At 35.6% G+C, this 26198-nt stretch carries 30 protein-coding genes; 2 read left to right on the top strand and 28 right to left on the bottom strand.

The window, feature by feature from the left end:
• Nucleotides 1–10: 10 nt before the first annotated feature.
• A complete protein-coding gene (locus GX308_02790; protein ID NLK21023.1) occupies nt 11–874 on the top strand; it encodes a helix-turn-helix transcriptional regulator in 864 nt (287 codons plus the stop codon).
• An 85-nt stretch (nt 875–959) separates the two neighbouring features.
• On the top strand, nt 960–1463 hold the full coding sequence (locus GX308_02785; GenBank protein NLK21022.1) for an ECF transporter S component: 504 nt from the start codon (nt 960–962) through the stop codon (nt 1461–1463).
• Between the two features lie 50 nt (nt 1464–1513).
• Here the strand turns inward: GX308_02785 and GX308_02780 are convergent, their stop codons facing one another.
• The 28 genes from GX308_02780 to GX308_02645 all read right to left on the bottom strand — a co-directional run bounded on the left by GX308_02780 (nt 1514) and on the right by GX308_02645 (nt 26197).
• A complete protein-coding gene (locus GX308_02780; protein ID NLK21021.1) occupies nt 1514–2059 on the bottom strand; it encodes a DJ-1/PfpI family protein in 546 nt (181 codons plus the stop codon).
• An 84-nt stretch (nt 2060–2143) separates the two neighbouring features.
• Nucleotides 2144–3580 (bottom strand): potassium/proton antiporter, encoded by a 1437-nt coding sequence (locus tag GX308_02775; GenBank protein NLK21020.1) that lies wholly within the window; start codon nt 3578–3580, stop codon nt 2144–2146.
• A gap of 35 nt (nt 3581–3615) precedes the next feature.
• Nucleotides 3616–4125 carry an ECF transporter S component gene (locus tag GX308_02770; GenBank protein ID NLK21019.1) on the bottom strand — a complete coding sequence of 170 codons (510 nt, stop codon included), beginning with the start codon at nt 4123–4125 and terminating at the stop codon, nt 3616–3618.
• Nucleotides 4126–4228: 103 nt separating this feature from the next.
• Nucleotides 4229–5440: an FtsX-like permease family protein gene (locus GX308_02765; GenBank protein NLK21018.1), complete on the bottom strand. Its 1212-nt coding sequence runs from the start codon at nt 5438–5440 to the stop codon at nt 4229–4231.
• On the bottom strand, nt 5437–6144 hold the full coding sequence (locus tag GX308_02760) for an ABC transporter ATP-binding protein (protein NLK21017.1): 708 nt from the start codon (nt 6142–6144) through the stop codon (nt 5437–5439). The genes GX308_02765 and GX308_02760 overlap by 4 nt, the downstream gene beginning before the upstream one ends.
• Complete coding sequence (locus tag GX308_02755; protein NLK21016.1) at nt 6131–7609, bottom strand: efflux RND transporter periplasmic adaptor subunit; 1479 nt, start codon at nt 7607–7609, stop codon at nt 6131–6133. Before GX308_02755 ends, GX308_02760 begins: the two co-directional genes overlap by 14 nt.
• 11 nt (nt 7610–7620) lie before the next feature.
• Nucleotides 7621–8358 (bottom strand): hypothetical protein, encoded by a 738-nt coding sequence (locus GX308_02750; protein ID NLK21015.1) that lies wholly within the window; start codon nt 8356–8358, stop codon nt 7621–7623.
• Between the two features lie 247 nt (nt 8359–8605).
• The gene (locus GX308_02745; GenBank protein NLK21014.1) at nt 8606–9826 is read right to left on the bottom strand and encodes a uracil-xanthine permease; all 1221 of its coding nucleotides are present in this window, start codon (nt 9824–9826) and stop codon (nt 8606–8608) included.
• Between the two features lie 26 nt (nt 9827–9852).
• Complete coding sequence (gene pyrR, locus GX308_02740; protein ID NLK21013.1) at nt 9853–10389, bottom strand: bifunctional pyr operon transcriptional regulator/uracil phosphoribosyltransferase PyrR; 537 nt, start codon at nt 10387–10389, stop codon at nt 9853–9855.
• A gap of 180 nt (nt 10390–10569) precedes the next feature.
• Nucleotides 10570–11490 carry an RluA family pseudouridine synthase gene (locus tag GX308_02735; GenBank protein NLK21012.1) on the bottom strand — a complete coding sequence of 307 codons (921 nt, stop codon included), beginning with the start codon at nt 11488–11490 and terminating at the stop codon, nt 10570–10572.
• The gene (lspA, locus tag GX308_02730) at nt 11490–11969 is read right to left on the bottom strand and encodes a signal peptidase II (GenBank protein NLK21011.1); all 480 of its coding nucleotides are present in this window, start codon (nt 11967–11969) and stop codon (nt 11490–11492) included. The genes GX308_02735 and lspA overlap by 1 nt, the downstream gene beginning before the upstream one ends.
• A 68-nt stretch (nt 11970–12037) precedes the next feature.
• The gene (locus GX308_02725) at nt 12038–12679 is read right to left on the bottom strand and encodes a hypothetical protein (protein NLK21010.1); all 642 of its coding nucleotides are present in this window, start codon (nt 12677–12679) and stop codon (nt 12038–12040) included.
• Between the two features lie 108 nt (nt 12680–12787).
• Nucleotides 12788–13879 carry a 3-dehydroquinate synthase gene (gene aroB / locus GX308_02720; protein NLK21009.1) on the bottom strand — a complete coding sequence of 364 codons (1092 nt, stop codon included), beginning with the start codon at nt 13877–13879 and terminating at the stop codon, nt 12788–12790.
• On the bottom strand, nt 13876–14418 hold the full coding sequence (locus tag GX308_02715) for a DivIVA domain-containing protein (GenBank protein ID NLK21008.1): 543 nt from the start codon (nt 14416–14418) through the stop codon (nt 13876–13878). The genes aroB and GX308_02715 overlap by 4 nt, the downstream gene beginning before the upstream one ends.
• Before the next feature lie 13 nt (nt 14419–14431).
• Nucleotides 14432–15220, bottom strand: coding sequence for an RNA-binding protein (locus tag GX308_02710; GenBank protein ID NLK21007.1), 789 nt, complete (start codon nt 15218–15220; stop codon nt 14432–14434).
• Nucleotides 15221–15230: 10 nt separating this feature from the next.
• Entirely contained in the window at nt 15231–15530 is a 300-nt protein-coding gene (locus GX308_02705) for a YggT family protein (GenBank protein NLK21006.1), read from the bottom strand.
• A 12-nt stretch (nt 15531–15542) separates the two neighbouring features.
• Complete coding sequence (locus tag GX308_02700) at nt 15543–16010, bottom strand: cell division protein SepF (GenBank protein ID NLK21005.1); 468 nt, start codon at nt 16008–16010, stop codon at nt 15543–15545.
• Nucleotides 16011–16021: 11 nt separating this feature from the next.
• Entirely contained in the window at nt 16022–16720 is a 699-nt protein-coding gene (locus GX308_02695; protein NLK21004.1) for a YggS family pyridoxal phosphate-dependent enzyme, read from the bottom strand.
• A 17-nt stretch (nt 16721–16737) separates the two neighbouring features.
• Nucleotides 16738–18240, bottom strand: coding sequence for a hypothetical protein (locus GX308_02690; protein ID NLK21003.1), 1503 nt, complete (start codon nt 18238–18240; stop codon nt 16738–16740).
• Between the two features lie 97 nt (nt 18241–18337).
• On the bottom strand, nt 18338–18532 hold the full coding sequence (locus GX308_02685) for a hypothetical protein (GenBank protein ID NLK21002.1): 195 nt from the start codon (nt 18530–18532) through the stop codon (nt 18338–18340).
• Between the two features lie 160 nt (nt 18533–18692).
• The gene (gene spoIVA / locus GX308_02680; protein ID NLK21001.1) at nt 18693–20171 is read right to left on the bottom strand and encodes a stage IV sporulation protein A; all 1479 of its coding nucleotides are present in this window, start codon (nt 20169–20171) and stop codon (nt 18693–18695) included.
• Nucleotides 20172–20307: 136 nt separating this feature from the next.
• Nucleotides 20308–21348, bottom strand: a complete 1041-nt coding sequence (locus GX308_02675) for an NAD(P)H-dependent glycerol-3-phosphate dehydrogenase (GenBank protein NLK21000.1) — start codon at nt 21346–21348, stop codon at nt 20308–20310.
• Nucleotide 21349: 1 nt separating this feature from the next.
• Complete coding sequence (gene plsY, locus GX308_02670) at nt 21350–21967, bottom strand: glycerol-3-phosphate 1-O-acyltransferase PlsY (GenBank protein NLK20999.1); 618 nt, start codon at nt 21965–21967, stop codon at nt 21350–21352.
• A 4-nt stretch (nt 21968–21971) separates the two neighbouring features.
• A complete protein-coding gene (locus GX308_02665; GenBank protein NLK20998.1) occupies nt 21972–23297 on the bottom strand; it encodes a ribosome biogenesis GTPase Der in 1326 nt (441 codons plus the stop codon).
• Nucleotides 23290–24627, bottom strand: a complete 1338-nt coding sequence (locus GX308_02660) for a DUF512 domain-containing protein (protein ID NLK20997.1) — start codon at nt 24625–24627, stop codon at nt 23290–23292. Before GX308_02660 ends, GX308_02665 begins: the two co-directional genes overlap by 8 nt.
• An 84-nt stretch (nt 24628–24711) precedes the next feature.
• Nucleotides 24712–25533: a peptidoglycan editing factor PgeF gene (gene pgeF, locus GX308_02655; GenBank protein NLK20996.1), complete on the bottom strand. Its 822-nt coding sequence runs from the start codon at nt 25531–25533 to the stop codon at nt 24712–24714.
• Nucleotides 25534–25548: 15 nt separating this feature from the next.
• A complete protein-coding gene (locus GX308_02650; protein ID NLK20995.1) occupies nt 25549–25911 on the bottom strand; it encodes a YraN family protein in 363 nt (120 codons plus the stop codon).
• Nucleotides 25901–26197 carry a hypothetical protein gene (locus GX308_02645; protein ID NLK20994.1) on the bottom strand — a complete coding sequence of 99 codons (297 nt, stop codon included), beginning with the start codon at nt 26195–26197 and terminating at the stop codon, nt 25901–25903. Before GX308_02645 ends, GX308_02650 begins: the two co-directional genes overlap by 11 nt.
• Nucleotide 26198 lies beyond the last annotated feature (1 nt).

Here is a 26198-nt window from a genome sequence, read left to right as displayed (position 1 = left end):
GGTGAGCATAATGATTAAATATTTAGATGGGATTTTTGAAACGGTTGCTTATGGGAGGAAGTCATCCGTATTTCTTTTATACATTAATAAGGAGTTTGAGGATTATCCGATACATTGGCATACGGCTACAGAAATCATTATGCCCTTGGAAAATGATTACACAGTGATTATCAATAAGGTTAGCTATGCTTTAAATGAAGGGGATATACTAATTATACCACCAGGGGAACTCCATGAATTGGTTGCTCCTCCTAAAGGAGTAAGGATAATATTTCAATTTGATTTTTCGATTATAAGTCAATTAACCGGCTTTAATGGTATTTTCCCAATATTAATGCAGCCTCATTTATTAACACCTTCTCATTCTTTAGATATACACATGAAATTTAAAAACCTCCTCCTGGATATCATAGATGAATATTTAAGTGACAATGCCTTAAGTGAGGCCTCCATATATACCAAGGTTATACAGATGTTTATTATCTTGGGTAGAAAGCATATGGGTAATGGTACCCAGTATACTGGTACTTTACAAAAGAACTATATCGAAAAATTTAATCAGGTATTTGATTATATTGATAAAAATTATGCGGAAGACATCTCCCTAGAAAAAATAGCCGATATAGCAGGCTTTAGCAAGTTTCATTTTTCTAGATTGTTTAAACAATTTACCAACAAAACCTTCAACGAATATCTAAACCAAACCCGAGTAAGGGTAGCCGAATCCCAACTGCTTAACCCCAATCTTTCTATCACTGACGTAGCTATGCAGTCAGGATTTTCTAGTATATCTACCTTTAATAGAGTATTTAAATCCATAAAAAAATGCACCCCCTCTGAGTTTAAAGGGCTGCATTGTAAAGAAGAGATATAATAATGGTTTTTATTATTACATTTGTATTGACAGGTGTATATACACATGGTATGATGATTTAAAAATAATTTAGGAGGATTTGTTTATGAATGTAAAAAAATTAACAATAACTGCTTTACTTACAGCCTTAGCCATCGTCATACCCTTTGCTGTATTTTTCAAGGTAATAGTTCCACCTTTTAGTGCTACTTTAGGTTCCCATGTGCCTATGTTTATTTCCATGCTGCTTGGACCAGAAGCTGCCATTATGGTGGGGATTGGTTCCGCCTTAGGATTCACTCTAAATCTTGGTCCCTTAGTAGGGGCTAGGGCATTTATGCATGTATTTGTGGGACTCTTGGGTTCTGTACTTATTAAAAAGGGAATGTCCTTTGGAAAAGTGGTAGCTATTACTGGACCCCTTCATGGTTTATTAGAAATGTTAGTTATTATGCCTTTTGTAAGTTTTGATGTATATAACTTGCTTATCATCACTGGAGTTGGTAGTATACTTCATCACTTTGCCGATGGATTTATTTCTGCTATTATTATAAAGGTTATACCAAAATCAATATTGTTTGGCTCTAGGAATGCTAAGATAGAAGCTTAATCCTTAAGGTGTCTGCTTAATACGAAGTATTTAGCAGACACCTTAATAATTTATAGGCTATAGCACATATCTTTTGCTACTTCCTTAGCCTTCTTAATTCCTTTTAGCATCTCTATAATTTTAAGGGCAAATAGGAATGTAGTTCCTGGACCCTTAGAGGTAATAATATGACCATCTACTATAACTTCCTCTTCCTTAAGGACTGCCCCTTTTAAATCCCCCTCACAGCCCGGGTAGCAAACTGCCCCTTTAGCTTCTAGAAGCCCCATCCCTCCAAGGATTGTAGGAGCTGCACAAATAGCTGCAATCCATTTGTTTTTATCATTATGTTTTTTAATCATATTCTTTAAGTCTTCATGAATATCAAGTATACTTACCCCTGCCCCTCCTGGAAGTATAAGTATATCAGCACCATCCATATCTATATCTTCAAATAAAGCATCTGCCATGACTTCTATTTTACTTCTTCCCTTAACCTTTATATTTTTAGTAACAGAAACTGTAGATATATTAATCTCTGCCCTACGCAAGATATCCACTGTGCCTAAGGCCTCTATTTCCTCAAAGCCGTCTGCCAAAAACAAAAATGCCGTCATATATATTCCCCTTTCATGGTTTTAAAAGATATTGTATTACTTTTATATATGCTATATTAACTTATGATAAATCCTCCAAGATACTTAAGATGTTAATTTTTCTATTTCTTTATTTATTTCTAATAATAATTCATAATCTCCTGCAAGCATTAAGGTGTCCGCTGGTTTTATAACCGTGGTTCCTCGGGGAGTTATTAGTTTATCTTTTCGTTTTATCATTACTATTAGTATATCCATAGGTATATCCAAATCCATTATGGCTTTTCCTGCCATAATGCTATTTTGGGGTATTTTGATTTCTAGTAATTCAGCATGCAATTCTCCGGAATAATCTGTAAAGGTTTTAAGCACAGTCTCCTCTGTCCCTACTAAATCTAACTTTTTAGCAATAGGGATAAATAACGTACCCTGTATCAAAACAGATAATAATGCCACGAAAAATACAATATTAAATATTTCATTTGCAATTGGCAGCCCTGCTGTTAAAGGATAAATGGAAAAAACAATGGAGGCAGCCCCACGGAATCCAACCCATGAAACCAAAAGCTGTTCTTTAAGGGGTCTCTTAAAGAAAGTTAAAATACAAAATATAGCTATAGGTCGCGCAATAAAGATAATAAACATAGCAATAGCTATTCCCTTTAAAGCGATTTCAGGGAATTGGGAAGGAAATACTAAAAGTCCAAGGGTAAAGAATAGTAAAATTTGCATTAACCAAGACAATCCGTCAAAATAACGCACCAAACTTATTTTATGAATAAGGCGGCTATTCCCCATAATCAACCCGGTAATATAAACTGATAAAAAGCCGTTTCCATAAGATATATCTGCTAGAGAAAAAGACAATAATGCAGCACTTATAACTAATATCGAATAAAGACCGTCAATATCTAACTTAACATGATTAATAAGCCATACTGCCACTTTACCTACGATGAGTCCAATTAAAACCCCGATTATGATTTGTGAAGATAAAAGGAACACTATATTTTGACCTTCTCCTTTTATGATGCCGATAAAAATCGTCGTCAACATATATGCCATAGGGTCATTAGAACCACTTTCCATTTCAAGCATAGGGGCAAGGTTATTTTTTAAATTGAGCCTTTTTGAACGGAGAATAGAAAATACCGAAGCAGCATCCGTAGAAGAAATTATCGAGCCTAAAAGCATTCCTTCGAGAAATGAAAAACCTAGAGCAAAATAAGCAAAAAGACCAATTAATAAAGCCGTTAGAAAAACCCCAATTGTAGCCAAAATTCCTGAGGCAAAGGCAATTGGTTTGGCTGTCTTCCAGTTGGTTCCAAAACCTCCTGAAAACATAATAAATAAAAGCCCTATATCACATATGAATTTTGCCACCTGTGAATTATCAAAATATATGCCCCCTATACCATCGGAGCCCATTAACATACCCATGGCAAGGAACATTGCTAATATGGGTATGCCATATTTATATAAAACTTTGCTAGAGACTGCGCATACGAGTAAAATCAAACCAGTTATCAATAAAACAGGCATTCAACTCCTCCTTATATTATTTTAATGTAGATGTGTTATAGCTTTATCTTATCTTTCAGAAATACCGATAGAATACTGCCCCCCACTGCCCCAACAACCACTTGAAGAATATTAAAGGGAACCTCAGCAAATCCACCTAAAAGGGCATTCACAAATTCCTTATTAGAAAAAGATAATGTTATTACCAGTCCCATATAATAAACAAACACCATGGAAAATCCAGCAGCTACAATACCTACTAACTTCTGTGTCTTACTTTTTGCATTATAACATACTTTACCGGCAATATAGCCTTCTAAGCCCTTAGCTACGAGGGTTATGGGAATCCATGCCGGGAATCCCCCAAGTAAATCAGCTAAGGCGGAGCCTATGCCCCCTGCTATAATGCCTACCTGAGGACCAAACAAAAAGGCAGAAGCAAAAATCATAATATCACCGAAGTTAAGATAACCCTGTGTCCCACTAATAGGTATTGAGATAGCCATAGTCACCACTGTAACTAGGGCAACCGTCAAAGCCGTGATTGTTAGTTTTCTTGTTGTCATTTTTAAACCCCCATTATATTATTTATACCTATTTTAATAAAACTTCCATAATAGTGCAAGTAAAAAAATGGTGCTTATTTTGATTAAAAAAGCACCATTTTCTTCATTCATATCGAAGAGCCTCGATTGGGTCTAGTTTGGCAGCCTTATTTGCCGGATAAACCCCAGCTATGATACCAATAATTGTAGATACTCCAACAGTAACGATTATGGATAGGGAGGATATCTTTGGCGTGATTTTCATAGCAGAGCCTATTCCAATGCCCCCTAAAAACCCAAGGGTAATCCCGATGACCCCACCGATTATGGTTAGAATAACCGCCTCTATTAAAAACTGCTGCCTGATATCTTTGTTTTTAGCTCCCAGAGATTTTCTTATGCCAATTTCCCTGGTTCTTTCCGTAACGGTGACTAGCATAATGTTCATTACCCCGACGCCTCCTACCAGTAAGGAAATGCCGGCAACAAAACTTATAAAACCAGTGATGATGCCTAGTATATTGTTTACCATTTCTAAATCCTGGGCCGCATTTTTTACAAAATATGCATCTTCATTTCTATGTTTTGTTTCTAACATTTTAGTTAGTTCTAAAGCAGTTTGATCAGCACTGCTGGCATCCTTAGTTGTAACATAAAAATAATCCACATAATCATATCTATACATATCATTAACTGTTTCAATAGGTGCGTATAGCATAGAGGGCATTTGATCTCCCATCATGGATTCTAACGCAGCATTTGCGTTTTTTGATACTCCAATGATAGTAAAATCATAGGTTCCCCTCCACAGAGTGACTGCTATGGTCTCACCGACAACATCTTTTCTTGCAAATACCTTTTGGGCAAGTACTTCATCAATGATTACTACCTTGCTTTTTGTCTTACCATCTGACTCTATAATATGGCGGCCATATAGAAGTTCCTGTGAAGAAAGAAATCTAAAATCCTCATTGATTCCATTGATTAGGCTTTCTTTTTCTTCCTTAGGGTTTTTTAACTTAACAGATGCACCCCACCCCTGAAAATAAGGACATACATTTTCTACCTCAGGATGCTTTCGAATCAATTCTGTATCATCTAAAGTAAGAAAATCCCTAGTCTTTGCTTTGTTAGGATTTTTCATTTGTATGGTAAGCATCCCTACTCCTAGTTTATCAAAATCTGCCGTAATGGCAGATTGGCTTCCTGCACCTACGGAAGTAATCATAATCACTGAGCCAATTCCAATTATAATTCCCAGCATAGTGAGGAAGGAACGCATTTTATTTGCAAGGAGATTTCTAAAGGCAGACTTTATACTTTCTGTTAAATTCATAATTCATTCCCCCCTGCTTTGATGGTGGTTAATACGGCCTTATCCGATATAATTTCCCCATCTTTAGATGTAACTATTCTTTTTGTATGCTCAGCTACATCCATCTCATGGGTAACCATGACTATGGTTACCCCTTCTTCATTTAACTTTTGAAAAATACCCATTATTTCCTTGCTGGATTTACTGTCTAAGTTCCCTGTAGGCTCATCTGCTAACAAAATGGATGGAGAATTAACCAAGGCTCTAGCAATAGCCACCCTTTGTTTTTGCCCCCCTGATAGTTCGTTAGGACGATGATCTATTCTATCAGCTAGCCCCACTCTTTCTAAGGCTAACATGGCTTTTTCTTTTCTTTCCTTATGCTTTGCCCCGGCATAAATCATAGGCAGCTCGACATTTTCTAGTGCAGTTAGTTTGGGAAGAAGGTTAAATGCCTGAAACACAAAGCCGATTTTAATATTTCGGATAGCAGCCAAATCATTGTCTTCTAGGGAGGATATATCTACCTTATCTAGATAGTATTTCCCGCTTGTGGAGCGATCTAGACACCCTAATATATTCATGAGGGTAGATTTTCCGGAGCCTGAAGCCCCCATAATGGCTACAAATTCTTTAGGAATGACCTTTAGGGATATATTTTTTAGGGCGGCTACCTCTATTTTTCCGTTTTTATAAGTCTTATGAAGGGCTTCAATTTTTATCATGGCCATCACCTAATTGAGTTTTTGTTTCTAAGGGTTTTACCTTAGCACCTTCTTTGATATTAGGGTTATAATTTGTGATTATTTTTTCTCCTTCATTAACCCCAGTTACCTCTACGTATAAATCAGAATAAATCCCTGTCTTAACAACTCTTCTTTCTACAGTGTAATCGTCTTTCATAATATATGCTATTTTTGTACCATCCTTTTCATCTACAACCCCAAGCAATGGTATCACAACAGTGTCTTCATGCTCTGCAGTGATAATCTCCACATCTACGGTATATCCAGGTTTAAGTGTAGAATCTTTATTTAATACTTCTATTGTTACCTCTACCATTGCTTCTTGGCTATTTCCCATGTTTTGAATTGTTGCTGTCGGAGCAACATGACTTACTCTGCCTTCTACTAAGGCATTTTTTATGGCATCCCCCTTAAAGGTAACCCTTTGACCTTTTTCTATAGAAGGGGCATCATACTCGGACATATTTACTTTAATAATCAAATTATCCAAATTCGATATCTTTAGTAAGGGGGAGTTTTGATTAATCCAGGCACCTTTTTCAGCAAAAATTTCTACCACTGTTCCATTCATCGAAGCTTTTGAAGATAGAAGCTGCTCTTCTAGCTTTTCTTTTAGAGTGTCCACTCTCATCTTTTGGGATTCCACCTGATTTTTTTGGATTTTTATCTCTGCCTCCTGTTTTGGATCTGAAAATTTATTATATGTGGTTGACAAATTATGTTGTGCTATGGATTTCTGCTTTTCTGCATTTTCTATGTCTAGTTTAGCAGATTGGATTTTCATTTCTTCTGTTGATAATTGATTTTTAAGTTCCGTAAGCTGTCTATTAGACTCATCTAGATCCCTTTTAGCTATGGCCCCTTCATTAAAGAGTATTTTGTTATTTTCTAAGTTTTTCTCGGCATCTTTTACTTTAAGTTTTAACTGTTCTACTGAAAGTTCAATTTGGTTTAAGAAGGTTTGCGTATCCCTGAACATTTTTTGAGCCTGTGAAAGGGAGGATTCCGCATTAAGGATTTCTATTTGGTCTGCAGTTGTCATAGACTGCAACCTTAAATCTGCATTTTGCAAAGCTATTTCTGCTTCTTTTAATTGTTGTTCTAACTCTTTTTTAAAAGAAGGATCATAATTTACTAGAGCCTCATCCTTCTTTACTGTATCCCCTGTTTCCACAAGGATATCTTCGATTTTTAGGGTATTGCTAACGTATACAGTTTCTGACTCTTTTGCCTCTACTATTCCTGTAGCACTTACCTTTGAAATAAGAGTATCTATTCTAGCTTCTTCAATATTTACTGGGATACCAGATTTGGGCATCCCCTTGGAATCAGAGGGATTTTTTTGATTGATAGCAGCTACAACAACAAATATAGTTAATATGGATACTATACCTATACCCATTATTAGTTTTTTATTATTTATCGATTTAATTTTAGTATTCATGAGCATTCTCCCTAGATATTTTTGTTTACTAAATTCAACATAAGAAACTGCAAAGTAGCAGTAAATGCAATAAATGCATTACCTAATAGAAGGTGTAGGAAGGCGATAATCATTCCTTTTAGTTTACTGAACTGATTAAATAAAGAAATCCCTAAACCTGCAAACAACATCCCCCAGATGGTGAAGAACTCAAACATACTTAAAAAGTTATACAAGAAACTCGCGGCATTGCCATTGGGCATAAAAGCTGCCGGGGAAAAGATAACGATATCTGTTTTTAGTAAGAGCCCTAAGGGTGCTGCAATAAGTGCCCCTGTTTCAATAATCATAAATGCATGGGCATAAAGGGAATAAATCTGCTTAATACTAGATTTATCGCCGAATATCTTTGCAATAAGCCATAGAAATATCCCACCAATACCCCAAATCATTAGTAAGGAAAGGGGCCCAAATAAGCCACTAATATAATATAATGTATTATTTTGCTCTAACTGTTGGGATAGATCCATCCCGTATTGCAAATAGATATCTGCCATCTTTTGATTGGTGATAGGGACTAAAGGTAGCCGTATGTAATATACAGCAATTATAAGAATAGATGTATAAATCAGGGGCAAAAGCATTTTAGGATAGCTTAAAATATCCTCAATAACTTCCTTAGGATTTACAAATATCCCTATTAGTTTTTGGAAAAATCCTAGGGGTTTTTCCTCGGTTTCCATTGCATTTAAATTTAAATTACCCTCCATAATAATTCTCCTCTCAAAGTTACTTCATTACTATAATACGTTGGTGAGTAGTAAAAGTCTGCTATACTTTTAACAACCTTTGTGGTATTTTAAATTTTCAGGTTTAAACACTTCCTAATGAATAGAACCTGCAATTTTTCATCAATGTCTAATAAATTTAATCCTATCATAAAAAATAGAGGTATAAACGCACCTCTATTTATTATATCATATTAACACAATATGAAAACAAGATTTAAATTTATTTTTATATATCCGTGGGGAGAATTTTATTTAAAATAACTCCAATCAAGGCAGCAATTGCTAGGCCGGAAATAGTAATGGTGCCGTAAATCGGCAATTCTTCTATAGCTATTCCACATACCAGTATAAGGGAAGAAATCATAAGGTTTCGGCTGTAAGCAAAATCCAGTTGCGCTTCAATAAGAATTCTAACCCCTATGCTGGCAATCATTCCAAATAGTATAATACTTACTCCACCCATAACAGGTTCAGGAATATATCTTATGATTGCACCTATCTTTCCAATAAAGCTGATGATAATGGCAAATACTGCAGCCAATCTTATTACGGAAGGGTCATACATCTTAGTCACAGCCAATACCCCTGTATTTTCACTATAGGTGGTGTTGGCAGGTCCCCCTATTAATCCAGCTACTATGGTAGCTAAACCGTCTCCTAACATTGTTCTATGAACCCCTGGTTCCTTAAAGAAGTCTTTTCCCACAACTGCCCCATTGGTTGTGATATCCCCTATATGTTCAATAAAAACTACTAAAGCAATGGGGGCAATAGCTAAGACTCCGCTTAAAGTAAAACGGGGAAGTGTAATAATTTGTTCTAAGGCCTTAACTTCAAAACCAAGCAGTGGTGCCTTTGAAATTTCCTCTATACTTACCAATCCTAAGGGCAAAGAAACAAGGTACCCTATAATAACCGCTACTAAAATAGGAACCAGTTTAAAAAAGCCCTTTGCAAATACCGATATTACAATCATCGTAATTACCACTATAGCAGACACCAATAAGAAAACAGGGCTAAATTCACCGTTGTCATACATACTGCTGCTGATAGCTACAGGGCTTAATCGAAGTCCTATAACCATAATAATAGGTCCTGTAACTATTGGGGGGAAAAACGAACGAATTTTTTCTACCCCAAAGAGCTTTATAGCTCCTGCCATCACAACATAGACTAAGCCGGCAATAATCACTCCACCCTTTACAGCAGCTATTCCTTCATTGGCAAAAACAAGGCCAATGGCACCAATGAATGCAAAACTAGAGCCGAGAAATACAGGAACTATGCCCTTGGTACACAAATGAAAGATTAATGTTCCTATCCCAGCGCACAATATGGCTATGGAAGGATCTAAGCCTGTAAGTATTGGAACCAATACTGTGGCCCCGAACATTGCCAATACATGTTGAAGCGCTAAAATTACTTTACCTTTAGATGTCATCTCCATAAATATTCTCCCCTTAATAATATATTTTATTTTCTTCCTAATAAAACTCTAGTCTTTCCATCGATTTCTTCAATCATTACCTTTACTATTTCTTCCTTCGAAGTAGGGATGTTTTTCCCTATAAAATCAGGACGGATAGGAAGTTCCCTATGTCCCCTATCAATTAGGGCTGCCAGCTGTATAAGTTTTGGTCTTCCAGCATCAATAATAGCATCGATAGCCGCTCTTGCAGTGCGCCCGGTATAAACCACATCATCTACCAAAATAACGATCTTATCATCCACATCCCATTTAAGATTGGGATTATGCACAATGGGCTGAACGGATAAATGTTTTAAATCATCCCTATAAAAAGTAATATCCAATATTCCTACGGGGACCTTTACGTTTTCGACCTCATAGATTTTATTTGATAATTTTTCTGCCAAGGGAATCCCCCTGGTTTTGATACCGATTAATAGAACATCATCAACGCCTTTATTTTTCTCAATAATCTCATGGGATATTCTAGTCAATGCCCTTTCAACTGCTTTTTTGTCCATTAATTCTTTTGACACCTTCATTTAACACTTCCTTTATTATAAAGTTTTGCATAAAAAAACTCCTTACCCAAGTAAGAAGTCATAATCAAAAAAACAGTATAGAAGTACTATACCCCGACATCCTTACTAGTCTCTCGTACTAATTTAAAGGAATGAAACTGTTTTTACTTTAGCATATTTTAAACTGCTTGTCTATTGGTATTAAAACTTTTTTCTAAGCTTTTCGACAATGCCCATAAAATACTTTGGAATGGGTGCCTCAAACTCCATATATGTCTTAGAGCTTGGATGGACAAAGCCTAAAACCCTAGCATGAAGCATTTGCCCTTCTAAATTAAAAGGCTGAGATTTAGGGCCATAAATCCTATCCCCCAATAAGGGATGTCCAATATGTTTCATATGAACTCGTATTTGATGGGTTCGTCCAGTTTCAAGTCTTGCCTCAATATAGGTAAATTGTCCAAACCTCTCCAAAACCGTATAATGAGTTATGGCATGTCTAGAGTTTTTATGGGTTATGGCCATTTTCTTCCGTTCTATGGGATGGCGACCAAGGGGAGCATCCACCGTTCCTGATTCTTCTTTAATATTATGATAAACCACGGCACTATACTTCCGGGTAATGGAATGCTCTTTTAATTGAACTGTGAGATTTTCATGGGTGAAATCATTTTTTGCCACCATAAGAATTCCAGAGGTATCCTTATCAATCCTATGGACAATCCCAGGTCTAAAATCCCCATTAATCCTTGATAGCTCCTTGGGACAGTGATACAATAAACCATTTACCAAAGTTCCGCTATAATGCCCCGGGGCTGGATGAACGACCATGCCTTGAGGTTTGTTTATTATAAGTACATCCTCATCTTCATACAAAATATCTAGAGAAATAGGCTCAGGTAATATCACTAGGGGTTCTAGGGGAGGTATATTAACATCGATTACATCCCCAGGGTTGATTTTATAATTGGACTTTACAGACCCTTGATTTATTTTTACATTTTTATCTGTAATAAGTTTTTGGGCAAAGGATCTTGAGCATTCCTTAAGTTCTTCTGATAGAAATACATCAATCCGCTTTCCCTTATCTTTGGTCTTTGCAATATATGTAGATTCACCCATTATTCTATTTCCTTTTTTGTAAAATCTTCATTAGAGGTAAAAAACATCATTAGACTTAATAAAAGAGTTCCTATTACTACACAGATATCCGCAATATTAAATACCGGAAAATTAATCAAACGAAAATCAAAAAAGTCAATTACAAATCCTAGCCGAAGTCTATCTATTAAGTTTCCTATGGCCCCTCCACTGATTAACATAAGACAAAACCTAATCACCTTAAAGGATTTTTCCTTAGGAAGATGTATATAATAATAAATGATGCCCAGTAATATAATAAGGGTAATCACTACAAAAAACCATCGTTTATTCTGTAAGATTCCAAAAGCTGCCCCCTTATTTTCAACAAAGGTTAAATGAAATATATTTTCAAAAATAGGAAATGTATTTATGCTCTTTAAATGATTTAAAGCCGCATATTTTGTTACCTGATCAATTATAACCAATGCAGATACAATTAAAAAAAATAAAATAAGCATTCTCTCTCTCCTTAATTGAGCCCTCAAACCAAAAAAATTATACCACTCATCTCTATATGTGTAAAGAACTACTCTATGGAGTTTTTCCTATCCTGATTGGATAATAAATCCACTTCATCCACTGTGTCTAAGGGCATATCGTATAGATTATTGATTTCGTCATAATCTTTTATGCCCCATCCCAAATCCTGCATATTATCGGCAGAACCATAGGATTCTAATTGTCTATAAATTTCCGCCCCATGGTTTATATCTCCTTCTTCCTCTTTCATAAAGTTCCTATTAAACACAGGTCCTATTACTTCCTCTTCCACCGGGCGATCCCCATCAAAATCATCCGGATTGATTTGATGTTCTTTGGCGCAGGATATACATTCCTTGGCATAGGGGATTGCCTTTAACCTTTCATAAGCTATTTCTTTAGAACAGGTTTCACAAACTCCATAATTGTTGTTTTCTATTTTTTTAAGGGCATCGTTGATATTTTCTAGATACTTTCGCTGTCCAACATTAAGTGCCATTAGTTTTTCCATTTCAAAGGTTTCGCTGCCTATATCTGCGGGATGATTATCGTAAGATGATATTTCATCAGTCCATTCAAGTAGTGAACCCTGCGGCCCATATTCCTCCATCCTATTTAATTCTTCCTGGGCTTCTTTTTTTTCACTGAGCAAGCTATTTCTTAGTTCATTAATTTGTTGGTTAGTCATATTATGTCCTCCATTTAGTCAAATTGTTGTACTTATTATATAGCTTTCCCAAAGGTTAAAAAAGCATAATGGAAACTAGAGGCACAAATTTTCAAAAAAAGACATGCCCTAAATGCACGTCTTTTGTATATAAGAAATCGCTGCTTTTATTAAATCTGAGGTTAAATCTCCTGTTCTTATGGCCTGTCCAAGGGGTGATAAGAGAACAAAATGGATGATATTGTTTTTTGTTTTTTTATCCAAAAGCATTTGATTGTAAATATCTTCTGGATTAAGGCAATCAATTCTAGTTGGCAAATCATAGCATTTTAGGGTCCTTTCTATCCTATCTAAGGCATCCTTGGTTATAAGATTCTTTTTATAGGATATATATGCTGCCCCAACGATTCCTATGGAAACGCATTCCCCATGAAGAAGTTTAAAATTAAGAAGGGTTTCTATGGAATGGCCGATGGTATGACCGAAGTTTAAAATTTCTCTTAACCCCGATTCCTTTTCATCCTGCGAAACAACTCCTGCTTTTAACTGACAGGATCTTTTTATAATGCTTTCTAAAGCAGTCTTGTCTAAATTAAAAATCAAATGGGAAGAATCCTCGATAAATGAAAAATAATCCCTATCCAGTATCAGTCCATGTTTAATAACTTCCCCCATTCCAGAGGACAATTGATTTTTTGGTAGTGTCCTTAGGGTATTCAAATTAATGTATACAAAGACCGGTTGATAGAATGCTCCTATCATATTTTTATTTTGAAGAAAATCAACCCCTACTTTTCCCCCTACACTACTGTCTACTTGAGAAAGAAGGGTGGTAGGAATTTGGATAAAGGGTATGCCCCTCATATAAGTAGCTGCGGCAAATCCTGCCATATCCCCAGTGACTCCTCCCCCTAGGGCTAAGACTAGGGAATTCCTATCCATATGATTTTTAACAAAGAACTGATAAGTTTCTTGAACGGTCTGTAGATTTTTACTATCTTCCCCCGCTGGAAAAGTAAACTTATACACTTCTTTAAATTGGGTCTTTATAAGGTCTAATAATTCTTGCCCATAGAGGGCATCCACATTATCATCGGTGATAATGCATATCTTTTTATTTGATAAACCATGTTTATCCAAAGCGGTTAAAATACCCGGAAAACTCTGTGAAAAATATATGGGGTAGGTTGCTGAAGGTGTATTGACAATTATTTGATTCATAGAGCATCCTCATTTCTCAAGGTGCTTTGCTCCCTGTTATGGAGATTTCTGGTTTGTTTTCTTACGGTTTTTTCTTCAAAGGTTTCATTTTCCTTGGAAAGTGCAGATTGTTCTAGAAGTTCTAATTGGGTCAGTAGGGTTTGCTTAATTTGTATCTTAGCTGAAACATATAACTTTCTTAATCTTTCTATTTCTTGATTCATATTAAAAAGCTTTTGGTGGGCTTCTTCTAATATCTCGCCGGACCTATTTTCAGCTTCTCTTTTAATTTGTTCCCCTTTTTGATATGCCGTTGATTTTATTTCTTCTGCGGTTTTTTCAGCCAATACCAAGGTGCTTTGAAGGGTTTTTTCTAAAGTCTTATAATATTGTATCCCTTCATTTAACATAGATATTTTATCTCTTAATTCGATATTTTCCTTGTAAACAACTTCATAAGATTGAATGATTTCATCTAAAAACTTGTCCACCTCTTCAACAGAGTAGCCGTAAGGCCTTCTCTTAAATTCCTGTGATTCAATGTCTAATGGTGTAAGCATATCTAGTTCCCCCTTATATATACCGATGTATGACAATACTAATTCTATCTTTTTTAGTTTTTCCTTTTATTTTAACCAATTGAATCCTTCCAAGTCCCCTAAGGGTTAAAAAATCTCCTTCTTTAACGCTAGAAGAAGGATTGGCTATGGTTCCATTGATTAAGGATTTATCGGTTTTTATTAATTCTACTGCTTTACTCCTTGATAATTGAAAACCCGAACTTAAAACGTTATCGGCCCTTAAGGACGAAACCGTAGAGGATATCTCTTTTATCTTTGGTTCTGGCAAAGTAACCTCCTCGAGGGTGATTTCACGAACCTGGGCCTTTGAGTTTTTAACTTTAAGTAAATTGTTAAGTATATAAAAAGCAATATCGGGGCAAACAAATACGATGGCCCCTTGTCCAAGGGTCAATATGTCCCCCACTTTGCTCCTATCAATCCCAAGACCTAAGATTGAACCCAAATAATCCCTATGGGATATTGATTCGTTATTAAAGGTCTTAAGGGTTATTTCCATTGGTAAAATTGGGAAGTCCGTCTCTTCTAGAATGCGATACTGCGGGCAAAACCCTATGATTTTCCTTTCGCTATCCATGTATCCTCCAAAAGAATGGACAGAGAGTCCTAATATAGGGCTTACCATGTCCAAGTACTTTCCCACCGAATACATATTAATAAAATCAGTAAAAGTATTGGTATGATCTCTTAAACAAATATTCACTTTATCTAATATTTTGCTTGCCATAAGCTTTTCTTTGGCATCCTTAAATCGAGCCAGATAGGTTTCTTTATTAATCATTTTAATCCTTTCATCGGATATAAAGATAAGTATAAATAAAATAAATTAGTATTTTTCTTATAAATTCTAAAGCCAATAACGAAATAAGCGGCGAAAAATCAATCATAAGTCCCCTACCGCCAAAAACAGATTTTTCCATAAGCTTCCTAGCGGGCAGTAAAATAGGTTCTGTTAATTTGTATATCAGGATTATGAAAGGATTATCCCTATTAATAGGAAACCAAGATAAAAAAACTCGAGCAAAAATTAATAGGTTAAGTAAATTAAAAAAAATCGATACTGCCTTATATAAAACCACACCTAAAATCATAAGAAGCCTCCATTATTTTGCTGCACTCATCCAAGGTAGAATAATTCCCTTGGTTTTTAACTCTTCTTTAAAACTTCCTGCAATATCAACATTTTCCGGAGCAATGATAAATATATTATTAGAAACCCTTTGAACTTCTCCATCAAGGGCATAACATGCACCACTTAAGAAATCCATAACTCTTTGTGCTGTGCGGTTATCCATTTCTTCTAAATTAATGATTACGGGTTTTTTTAGTTTAATATGATCGCATATTTCTTGAGCTTCATCATAAGTTTCTGGATTTGTTATAATAACTTCCATCTGAATGTTGGTGTGAATATTAACTATCTTAGAATTCCCTTTAAATCCTTGACGCAAACTTCTAATTTGTGGAATTTCGGTTTTTTCTTCTATTTCATTTATTTCTTCTTCGTATTCATCCTCGATTCCAGCGCCAAATCCCATAACATCCATCATCTTATCTAAAAACTTTGCCATTCTAACGCCCCCTATATATTATAATTTCTTTCCCCGAATATGCCTGTCCCAATCCTCACCATAGTTGCCCCTTCTTCTATGGCAATTTCATAGTCATTGGTCATGCCCATAGAAAGAACTTCCATATTTATATTATCAATATTTTGACTGGCAATGTCAACAGATAATTGCTTTAATTTACTAAAATACCCCCTGCTATCCTCAGGATTTTGCTCATATGGGACTATAGTCATAAGACCTTTGACCCGTATATTTTTTAAATCCTTAATTTTATCTATTAAGGGGTATATGTCCTCCTCTAATAGGCCGTATTTTTTTTCATCTCTTGCTATATTAATTTGGAGAAGGATATCCATTATCTTACTATGTTTTTTTGCCATGTCGTCAATTTTAAAAATCAAGCGTTCACTATCTACAGAATGAATCAAGCCTATTTTATCAATTAAGTATTTTATTTTATTTGTTTGTAGGTGACCTATGAGATGCCACAGGGTATTGGATTTAATAAAATCATATTTTGTCATTATTTCCTGAGCCTTACTTTCTCCGATATTATGGATTCCATAGGATAAAACTTCATTAATTTTATCTATGTCGATGGTTTTTGTTACAGCAATTAAAGTGATATCCTCACCTATTCTTCCGCTTTTTCTTGCTGCTTTATCAATCCTATTTTTGATTTCTTCAAGATTATCCTTAATATAACTCATAACAAAACTCCTTACCGCTACTTATTATCGATTACATTAAACTGATTAATCAACTGGTTTTCTCTAACGTTCTTTGCGTTGGATACAACTTGATCATACAATCGTATACCTGAGGGTGTATCCTGCTCTACAACTGCATACTCCTTGTTTTGTACCAGCACTTTTATTGGTTTAAACCTTATAATGCCGCCATTTACGACAAATACTCCGACCTTTTCTTCATTTTCTTTTAATATTAGCTCTTTAGAGGCATCCTGTGGTAGAATTAGGGATTCATACAATTTAAGGGTGGAAAAATCCTGTAATACATATATGTTTTCCTCATCCTCATAAGCAACTTCAATGGGGATGAGGACATCGTTTTCGGAACCCTTTTTGATGACAACAAGCTGCTTGCCAGATTGTTGTAGGTAGATTTTAGGGATTTTGATAAATATTTTTTTGACAATGGAATTGATGGGAATTTTAATTCCCTTGATATTGTCTTTTAATATTTCAAATTCTACATTTCTCTTAGAAATAAGGGGTAGCATATTTTCCGTGCTTTTAAAGATGATCATAAAATCCTTGTCTAAAGGCTGAATACGATGGATATTGACTTTGATTTCTAGGGGCTCCCCATTAAACTTAAGCCAAAAGAAATCCCCCTCTTCCCAACCTTCGGCTGATTCCTTGGAAATACTAGAGGCAATATACCAGGCATAATTATCAACAATTTTAAATAGGGCTGAATTTTTATTGGCAGTCTGATTTTGACTTATATCCTTAATCTCTATAGTTTTTTCTATGTCTTTTTCGGTTATTTTATCTAAATTATCAATAGTAAATTTCTCTTCTAATCCATCTGTATAATAGGAAATGATGCCTCCCTTAGGGGCTTTGACTACATTGGAATTTTGGGAAATCTGATTTTCATATTCTTTTTTTTGTAGAATTAAACCCTGTAGGGAAGATGTATTTTCTTTCGATAAGAGGGTTTGCTTTTTTTCTATTTCGAGTTTTATGGCACTTTTTAGAGAATATAGATGAACATAGTTTTTATTAGAATATGCGTCTCTTGATTTCTTGACCAAATCACTAATTTGATAATTGATTTCTTGAACTTCTTTTTGTATAGTTGAAAAGTCTTTTCGTTGATTTTGTAGTTTGACAATGTCATCATTAACTTTGTCTATATCTTTTTGAAGATTATTAAGGGCTGGATTGTCACCAACAATGCATATGGGGGTATGTTGCTTGATTTTTTCCCCTTCATACATAAGGTACTGGATACTGCCCTCTCTTGGGCTTTTTACTAGGATTTCATCCCTTATGATTACCCCTTTTGAATGGATGTTGTTATTGATGGTTCCCATTTGGACCACTTCAATGGATAGGGGTACTTTTCTGGTTAACATGAATCCCGAAGCCATTAAATAAGTGATTAAAAAAAAGGATAAAAGAGCACCTAAGGCCGTTTTATTTTTTCTCGACTTTTTTTTCTTTCTTTTTTTATTTTTAGCATAATTTAATTCCGTCATCTAACTCCCCACACTTATTAAGATAATACTTTTAATATAACGGATACGATAATAAAAAACAAGTAAAAAACACTCATAAATGAGTGTTCTATTAAAATTATTCAAGGCATCCAGTTTCTTTATCATTAACGACATAGTAACATGCCTCTTCATCAACATTATAATAGAGCTTTAAGGATTTGATGTCTTTTACCCTCATAGACTTTTCTTTCCACATTTCTTTGAATTGTTTAATCAAGTCCGTATGTAAAATTTCCTGCCCATTAAATTGGATAAATATTTCTTCTTTCACTATAATCTCTCCCCATTATTAATTTTATCAACTGCTTACATATTATAGTTAAAATATGTGTATTTTTTCCTGTATTGTATAACAAATCTTTTTTATTGTCAAGTTTCATGTACAAAAAAAGGTTATTTCTAGATTAAATTCTAGAAATAACCTTTTTTTACTATAGAATAATACAGATTAAGCCGCCGCTTCCTTCGTTAATTATTTTTTGCAGGGTTTCTTGCAATTTCATTTGGGCATCTTCCGGCATACGATACAATTTGTTTTGTAAGCCTTCATTCACCAATTCATGAAGGGATTTGCCAAAGATATTGGATTCCCATATTTTTCTTGGATCAGTTTCAAATTCACTCATTAGATAGTTAACTAGCTCTTCACTTTGTTTTTCAGTGCCTACTATAGGGGATACTTCCGTTTCGATATCAGCCCTTATTAAGTGGATAGATGGTGCACTGGCCCTTAGCTTAACTCCAAAACGATTTCCTTGTTTTACTATTTCCGGCTCTTCTAATTTAAGTTCATCCAATAAGGGAGTAACCACTCCGTAGCCTTTTTGTTTAACTTCATGGAGGGCATAGGATACCTTATCATATTCCCTCTTTGTATCTGCCAATTTGCGAATAAGAGAAATCAGTTGATGTTCCCCCTCTATTTCCATACCCGTTGTTTCAGATAATACCCTATAGAATAAATCATCTGCAGTCATTAAATCAATCCGAACAATCCCTTTGCCTAGATTAATCTTTTCTTGATATGCCTTTTTGATAAAATCATAGTTATTAAAACCTTCTACTGAGTATTTGAGCTCCCTGAGATTGTGTACGGGATCCATGGTTTCTTTTACTGCTGATATGATTTGCTTTTTCATCCAATGGTCCTTATCTAGGGTTTCAATCCATTTGGGGAATGTAAATTGAATTTCTTGAATTGGAAATTCGTATAAAACACTCTCCATAATTCTATTAACATCGTCCATTTTAAGCTGAGCGCAATTACAGGTAATAACTGGAACATTGTAGCGGGTCGATAATTCTTCGTTTAAGTCTTGAGCTAGCTCATCATAGGGTTTTGCGGAATTTAACAATACTACAAAGGGTTTATTAAGTGCTTTGAGTTCACTAATTACCCTTTGTTCTGCTTCTTCATAATCTGCTCTTTGAATATCTGTTATGGTGCCATCGGTTGTAACAACAATGCCTATGGTCGAATGATCATTGATTACTTTTTTGGTTCCTATTTCTGCTGCTTCTATAAATGGTATTTCATACTCATACCAAGGGGTATTAACCATTCGAGGATTTTCCCCTTCTAGATGCCCTGTTGCCCCGGGAACCATATATCCAACACAGTCAATCATCCGAACATTTAGTTCAACTTCATCATTTAAGGTAATTGCTACAGATTCATTTGGAACAAATTTAGGCTCTGTAGTCATAATAGTTTTGCCTGCGGCACTTTGGGGCAGCTCATCTTTTGCCCTTTCTTTATTGTAATTATTGGGTATATTAGGTATTACAAGAAGGTCCATAAAACGTTTGATGAAGGTTGATTTTCCTGTTCTAACTGGTCCTACTACCCCTATGTAAATATCCCCGTTCGTCCTTTTAGAAATATCTTGATAAATATTGAAACCTTCCATATTAACCCTCCTTCAATAGGTTTGAATATTGTATGGGTACACAATAAATATATGTTTCTAAAAGTGTATTATTACAAATAATTAAACCTATTTATATAAAACACTATGGAAAGCTATAAAAAAAAGATGAGTATTTTTACTCATCTTTCCAGGATACGGTATGGGACCAATGGACATCTTCTGTTTGATGTTCCCCCCGCCTATCTCTCATCATAAGATTGACTACTGCTTCTTTGGGAGATTTATTTTCGAAAAGCACTTTATAGATTTCTTTTATTATGGGCATCTCCACATTATATTTTTTTGATAAGGCATAGGCTGCCTTTGCACTATGTACCCCTTCTACGACCATCTGAACCTCGGTTAAGGCCTCATCTAGGGACTTACCTTTTCCTATGAGTACCCCTGCCCGACGGTTACGGCTGTGGATGCTGGTACAGGTTACTATTAAGTCTCCTATGCCGGATAAGCCATTGAAAGTTTGAACATCTGCTCCCATGGCAACCCCCAGTCTTGTAGTTTCCACCATTCCCCTTGTCATAAGTGCTGCCTTTGTATTGTCCCCGAAACCTAAGCCATCAACGATTCCTGCTGCTAGGGCAATGACATTTTTGATGGCTCCTCCTAGTTCAACCCCTATTAAATCGGGATTGGTGTAAACCCTAAATTTAGGAGTCATAAAGGTATCCTGAACGATTTCAGCTACCTTTTTTGACCTAGATGAAACCACACAGGCTGTAGGGATATCCCTAGCCACTTCCTCCGCATGGCTAGGTCCTAGTATAACCGCCACCGGGCTCTTAGGAGAAATCTCAGAGATAACCTGTGACATGGTGAGGAGGGTTTCATTTTCTACCCCCTTAGAAGCATTAACTATGATTTGGTCCGAAGTCAAATAGGGTGAAAACCTTTCCATATTTGAGCGAATAAACTTTGAGGGGATGGCTATAACAATAATATCTTTATTGGTTAAAGCTTCTTTGTAATCGTTGGTTATGGTTATATCATTGGGAATAAATATCCCTGGGAGAAAGGCTAAGTTTTCCCTAGTCCGCTCTAGCTGCTTTTTTTCTTCTTCTTGAAAGCACCATAAAGTGACGTCCTGCCCATTTTTAGAAAGCAATATGGCTAGAGCTGTCCCCCAGCTCCCGGCCCCCATAACAGCAATTTTTCTCATTTTATTCCTCCTCTGATTTTTTATTTGAGTGTTGACCAAGCTTTGTCTCTGTGCCCTTAATGAGTCGTTTAATATTAGTTTTATGCCGAATTAATGCCGAAAACATTAAAAAACACCCTAATAAAATGACTTCTGTATTACCTTTATAAAATATAAAAAGCAAAATAGGAATGGAAACTGACATTATGACGGAGCCTAGAGATACAAATCGGGTTATGGATAAGATAAGTATCATGACTGCAATACATATAAAGCCAATCCGATAATCAAAGGCTAGCAGTATTCCAACCGTACTGGCTATGCCCTTCCCCCCTTTGAAGTTTAAAAAAACAGGCCAATTGTGGCCAATAACTGCGGCAATCCCCCCATATAAAGGGGCCTCGGGATTGTTAGGAAAAATAAGCTTACATATAAGAACAGCAACAATTCCCTTTATAAAATCCCCTATAAAGGTCATGATACCTACTTTCCACCCCATAACTCTTATGACATTGGTTGTACCGGCATTGCCACTGCCAAATTTTCTTATATCGATTTTTTGTACTAATTTTCCTAAAATATAGGCAGTTTGAAAACAACCTATAAGGTACCCAATAATTATACATGCAATCCTAAACATACGCTTATTCCTTTCCCTGCTTTTCCCGAATCATAAAATGAAGGGGAGTCCCCTTAAATCCAAAAGCATCTCTTAATTGATTTTCTATATATCTTTCATAGGAAAAATGCATAAGTTCCTTGTCATTGACAAAGACCACAAAACTAGGGGGTTTTACGCTTACCTGAGTCATATAATATATTTTTAATCTTTTTCCCTTGTCCGATGGAGGCTGATTCATTGCCATCGCTTCATACAAGATATCGTTTAAAAGTCCGGTGCTAACCCTAAGGGAGTGGTTTTGTGATACAGTTTTAATCATTTCAAAGAGCCTAGGAACCCTTTGGCCAGTTAAGGCAGATATAAAGAGCTTTGGCGCATAGGACATATAGCTTAACCTAGATTCGATATCTCTTAGGTATTTGTTCATGGTTTTATCGTCTTTTTCAATTTTATCCCATTTATTTACTACTACTATAGAAGCTTTTCCTCTTTCATGGGCTATGCCTGCAATCTTTGTATCCTGTTCGGTTATTCCTTCTTCTGCATCTATAAGTAGAATGGAAACATCAGCTCTTTCAATGGCAGCAACGGTTCTTACTATACTGTATCTTTCTATATCTTCTTTTATCTTATTTTTTCTTCTTACTCCGGCGGTGTCAATAAAAACAAATCGGTCCTCCCCAATAGTTACGGGAGTGTCTATGGCATCTCTGGTAGTCCCAGGAATATCACTGACAATTACCCTGTCCTCTCCTAATATCTTATTAATAAGAGAAGATTTACCTACATTGGGTTTACCAATTATGGCAACTTTAATAACATCCTCTTCAACATCCACTATTTCTTTTTCAGGGAAAAATTCTACCACCCTATCTAACATATCTCCTAACCCTAAAGGTTGGGCAGCGGATATTGGAATTGGATCTTTTAACCCAAGATTATAAAATTCATAGATATCCATATTATCTTGAATGTTATTGTCGACTTTATTAACCACAACCACTACTGGTTTTTGGGATTTCCTAAGCATATTAGCGATTTCATGGTCTGAATCTGTTAGACCTTGCTTAACATCTACAAGAAAAATAATTACATCGGCTGTTTCTATGGCAATTTCTGCCTGTCTTCTCATTTGGCTTAAGATAATATCTTCGCTATTGGGCTCGATACCCCCTGTATCAATTAGGGTAAACTTATGGCTAAGCCATTCAACTTCTACATATATCCTATCCCTTGTTACTCCCGGGGTATCTTCAACTATAGATATTCTTTCCCCCGCTAAGCGATTAAAAAGTGTGGATTTTCCTACATTCGGCCTTCCTACGATGGCTACAATGGGTTTACTCATTGGTATTCTCCTTTATATTCAGTATTCCATTAATAAATTCCCTTCCGGAGGTCCCGATAATCTCAATGGGAATCCCCAGCTGTTCTTGTAAGTCATTGGCATAGACATCATCTAATAGTATGGTGTCATTTTCTCGAAAAGTATTTTGAGGAAGCAAGAGTCGCTCCCCTAAATCCTTGTTTTTTAATTGTTCTAAAATATCTCGTCCTGTCATAAGTCCTGCTACGGTAATTTTATCCCCAAAAAAGTAGTTGATAATAGGATAAATATGCACCGAAAGATTGGGGTATTTATTTTTTAGTTTATTTACCAATCCATTAATAAATGGATAGGGTGCCACCCCTGTAGCTATGGAAATTTCTATGGGATCAGGCAATTCTTCTGGAAGCTCCTTGTAATATTCTTCAAATTCTGCTTCCATCAAAGCTAGTATGCCCACCCCATTTTCGATTTGTGGGAAGTCTTCGTATTTTTCAATGGGGGGTACATTTACTCCTGCAGTTAAATAAAATTCGTCGGCTGCATAAATAAATGTGTTGCCATAGTTTTCTTTATAATAATCCTGCCATTTATGAATGATATCTAGAGTCTCTTTTGCATCTTCTTTTTCAAAGGGAATTAGGGGAAAAAGTTCATGGCGAAATTTTGAAATTCCCACAGGGACCACGGAGGTGCTTTTGATTGCTGGGAGAAATTTTCCTAAATCCCCTATGGTCTTATCAAGAACCCGACCATCATTTAGTCCCTTGCAAAGAACAACTTGGCAATTTACTTCGATATTTGCATCGATTATTTCTTTAATTCTTTCAAGGATATCCCCGGCAAATTTATTATTTAGCATTTTTTTCCTTACTTCAGAATCTGTTGCATGAACGGAAATATTCATAGGAGATAGGCGATAATATATAAGTCTCTCAATATCCCTATCACTCATATTGGTTAATGTAATATAGTTACCATTTAAAAAGGACATTCTCCAGTCATCGTCTTTAAAATAAACCGCCTTTCTCATATGGGGTGGAAGTTGGTCAATAAAACAAAATACGCATTTGTTCCTACAAGCTTTTAACTTATCCATCAGTTCATTTTCAAAAATCAGGCCTAAATCCTCATTTATGTCTTTTTCTATATCATATTCCCATTCTTCCTGGGAACTTTTACGAATAAGTACAACAACCTCTTCATCGGATAAAAGATACCGGTAATCAAAAACATCTTCAATCCTTTGCCCATTAATTGCAAGAAGTATATCTCCTTTTTCGATGCCTACTTCTTCCCCTATGCCTCCGGGGAGAACCTCAGTTATTTTATGTTCTTTATATTTTTCCAATTTGGCTACAACTCCTATGTCCAAAATCTATTAAAATGCAGCATGTTTTTATTATATCCAAAATAATAATTTTATCAATTGCATTTATATTAATTCGATAATAGCTGCTAAGCTACCCCTTTTACCTTTATGACCCCTATGGGAAAAAAATACATCCTTATTGCATTGGGTGCACAAATCAGTCACGGTTATATTTGATTCTAGTATTCCCCCTTCAACTAATGCCTTTTTATTGGCTTCCCATAGGTCAATGATATATTTATTATTGGGTTTTGAGTATATTATACCTTCTGCATTCTTAAAGGCTAAGTCAAACTCATACGCAACAGGCTCATCTACTTCAAAACAACATTTTCCTATGGAGGGTCCAATACCTACTAAAATATCTTTTGGATTTGAATTGAAGTTTTCTTTAAAAGCCCTTATGGTTTCTAAGCCAATTTTTCCAACGGTTCCCCTCCATCCTGCATGGGAAAGCCCTATCACTTTGGCCACTGGGTCTAAGAAAAAAAGTGGAACACAATCCGCATATAAGGTAACTAAAGATACCTGTTTAGCATCAGTTACTAAGCCGTCAATCCCTTCTATCTCTAGAGGAAGATGCTCTAAATCCTCTTGAGAAACAACCCTTATTTTTGTTTCATGAATCTGATCCGAAAAAACCAATCGTTTTGTATCTATCCCAATAGCATTACATAAAATCTCATAATTTTTGATGACATTACTGTCTTCATCCCCTCTGCTAAAACCAAGATTAAGGGAATCAAACATCCCCTTACTTATTCCCCCTAAGCGGGTACTAAAGCAGTGGCGAACCTTTTGGGTTTTATCAAAAGAAGGAAAGGTCAAATAATATAAATCTCCTTTTTTATGAAAAGATAAAGTCTTTGTGCGGCTTTGATACATTTTTTTCCTCCTATCTTAGCTGGCAAAAAAGGCATTTCGAATCAAAGTTATTTTCACATCTGGATATTTTCCTAGAATTTCTAAGACATCAAAGCGGCAGGAACGATTCCAAAGATTATATTTTTTCATATACCATAGGGCAACCTTTGAAATAGTTTTTTGTTTATAATAATTTACTGCTTCTCTAGGGTATCCATGGGAAAGGTTCTGCCTATATTTTACCTCTATAAAAACCAAATACCCTCCTTCTTCTGCAATAATATCAATTTCTCCTATTTTGCATCTAAAGTTTTTTTCCTTTATCGTAAGCCCTTGCCTTTGGAGAAATTCTGCGCCTATTCTTTCTCCCCAATCACCGATAGTTCTATTATTTTTCATATTTAGCTTTCTCCTGTAATTGATCCATATTTCCAACAAAAACAAGAATTTCTGCCACCACCTCATATAATTCGGCCGGAATAAAGGCTCCTATTTCTAGCTCCGTTAGTAGATTGGCCAATTTGGGATCTTCTAAAATAGGAATATCTTTTTCCTTTGCTTTATCCATTATGTTTTCGGCAACAATCCCCTTCCCCTTAGCTAAAACCTTAGGGGCTAAGGCTCCTTTTTCATAATTAATGGCCGCAGCCTTTTTAATAGTTCTATTGTTTTTATTGTTTTTCATA

The organism is Candidatus Epulonipiscium sp., assembly GCA_012519205.1.
GTDB lineage: Bacteria > Bacillota > Clostridia > Lachnospirales > Defluviitaleaceae > JAAYQR01.
The sequence above is the reverse complement of the archived record's forward strand: the minus strand, read 5'-3'. Positions and strand labels throughout refer to the sequence as shown.

Coding starts and splice junctions, on each gene's coding strand:
- GX308_02790 (NLK21023.1), top strand. CDS start 11: ATGATTAAATATTTAGATGGGATTTTTGAAACGGTTGCTTATGGGAGG.
- GX308_02785 (NLK21022.1), top strand. CDS start 960: ATGAATGTAAAAAAATTAACAATAACTGCTTTACTTACAGCCTTAGCC.
- GX308_02780 (NLK21021.1), bottom strand. CDS start 2,059: ATGACGGCATTTTTGTTTTTGGCAGACGGCTTTGAGGAAATAGAGGCC.
- GX308_02775 (NLK21020.1), bottom strand. CDS start 3,580: ATGCCTGTTTTATTGATAACTGGTTTGATTTTACTCGTATGCGCAGTC.
- GX308_02770 (NLK21019.1), bottom strand. CDS start 4,125: ATGACAACAAGAAAACTAACAATCACGGCTTTGACGGTTGCCCTAGTT.
- GX308_02765 (NLK21018.1), bottom strand. CDS start 5,440: ATGAATTTAACAGAAAGTATAAAGTCTGCCTTTAGAAATCTCCTTGCA.
- GX308_02760 (NLK21017.1), bottom strand. CDS start 6,144: ATGATAAAAATTGAAGCCCTTCATAAGACTTATAAAAACGGAAAAATA.
- GX308_02755 (NLK21016.1), bottom strand. CDS start 7,609: ATGAATACTAAAATTAAATCGATAAATAATAAAAAACTAATAATGGGT.
- GX308_02750 (NLK21015.1), bottom strand. CDS start 8,358: ATGGAGGGTAATTTAAATTTAAATGCAATGGAAACCGAGGAAAAACCC.
- GX308_02745 (NLK21014.1), bottom strand. CDS start 9,826: ATGGAGATGACATCTAAAGGTAAAGTAATTTTAGCGCTTCAACATGTA.
- pyrR (NLK21013.1), bottom strand. CDS start 10,389: ATGAAGGTGTCAAAAGAATTAATGGACAAAAAAGCAGTTGAAAGGGCA.
- GX308_02735 (NLK21012.1), bottom strand. CDS start 11,490: ATGGGTGAATCTACATATATTGCAAAGACCAAAGATAAGGGAAAGCGG.
- lspA (NLK21011.1), bottom strand. CDS start 11,969: ATGCTTATTTTATTTTTTTTAATTGTATCTGCATTGGTTATAATTGAT.
- GX308_02725 (NLK21010.1), bottom strand. CDS start 12,679: ATGACTAACCAACAAATTAATGAACTAAGAAATAGCTTGCTCAGTGAA.
- aroB (NLK21009.1), bottom strand. CDS start 13,879: ATGAATCAAATAATTGTCAATACACCTTCAGCAACCTACCCCATATAT.
- GX308_02715 (NLK21008.1), bottom strand. CDS start 14,418: ATGCTTACACCATTAGACATTGAATCACAGGAATTTAAGAGAAGGCCT.
- GX308_02710 (NLK21007.1), bottom strand. CDS start 15,220: ATGATTAATAAAGAAACCTATCTGGCTCGATTTAAGGATGCCAAAGAA.
- GX308_02705 (NLK21006.1), bottom strand. CDS start 15,530: ATGATTTTAGGTGTGGTTTTATATAAGGCAGTATCGATTTTTTTTAAT.
- GX308_02700 (NLK21005.1), bottom strand. CDS start 16,010: ATGGCAAAGTTTTTAGATAAGATGATGGATGTTATGGGATTTGGCGCT.
- GX308_02695 (NLK21004.1), bottom strand. CDS start 16,720: ATGAGTTATATTAAGGATAATCTTGAAGAAATCAAAAATAGGATTGAT.
- GX308_02690 (NLK21003.1), bottom strand. CDS start 18,240: ATGACGGAATTAAATTATGCTAAAAATAAAAAAAGAAAGAAAAAAAAG.
- spoIVA (NLK21001.1), bottom strand. CDS start 20,171: ATGGAAGGTTTCAATATTTATCAAGATATTTCTAAAAGGACGAACGGG.
- GX308_02675 (NLK21000.1), bottom strand. CDS start 21,348: ATGAGAAAAATTGCTGTTATGGGGGCCGGGAGCTGGGGGACAGCTCTA.
- plsY (NLK20999.1), bottom strand. CDS start 21,967: ATGTTTAGGATTGCATGTATAATTATTGGGTACCTTATAGGTTGTTTT.
- GX308_02665 (NLK20998.1), bottom strand. CDS start 23,297: ATGAGTAAACCCATTGTAGCCATCGTAGGAAGGCCGAATGTAGGAAAA.
- pgeF (NLK20996.1), bottom strand. CDS start 25,533: ATGTATCAAAGCCGCACAAAGACTTTATCTTTTCATAAAAAAGGAGAT.
- GX308_02650 (NLK20995.1), bottom strand. CDS start 25,911: ATGAAAAATAATAGAACTATCGGTGATTGGGGAGAAAGAATAGGCGCA.
- GX308_02645 (NLK20994.1), bottom strand. CDS start 26,197: ATGAAAAACAATAAAAACAATAGAACTATTAAAAAGGCTGCGGCCATT.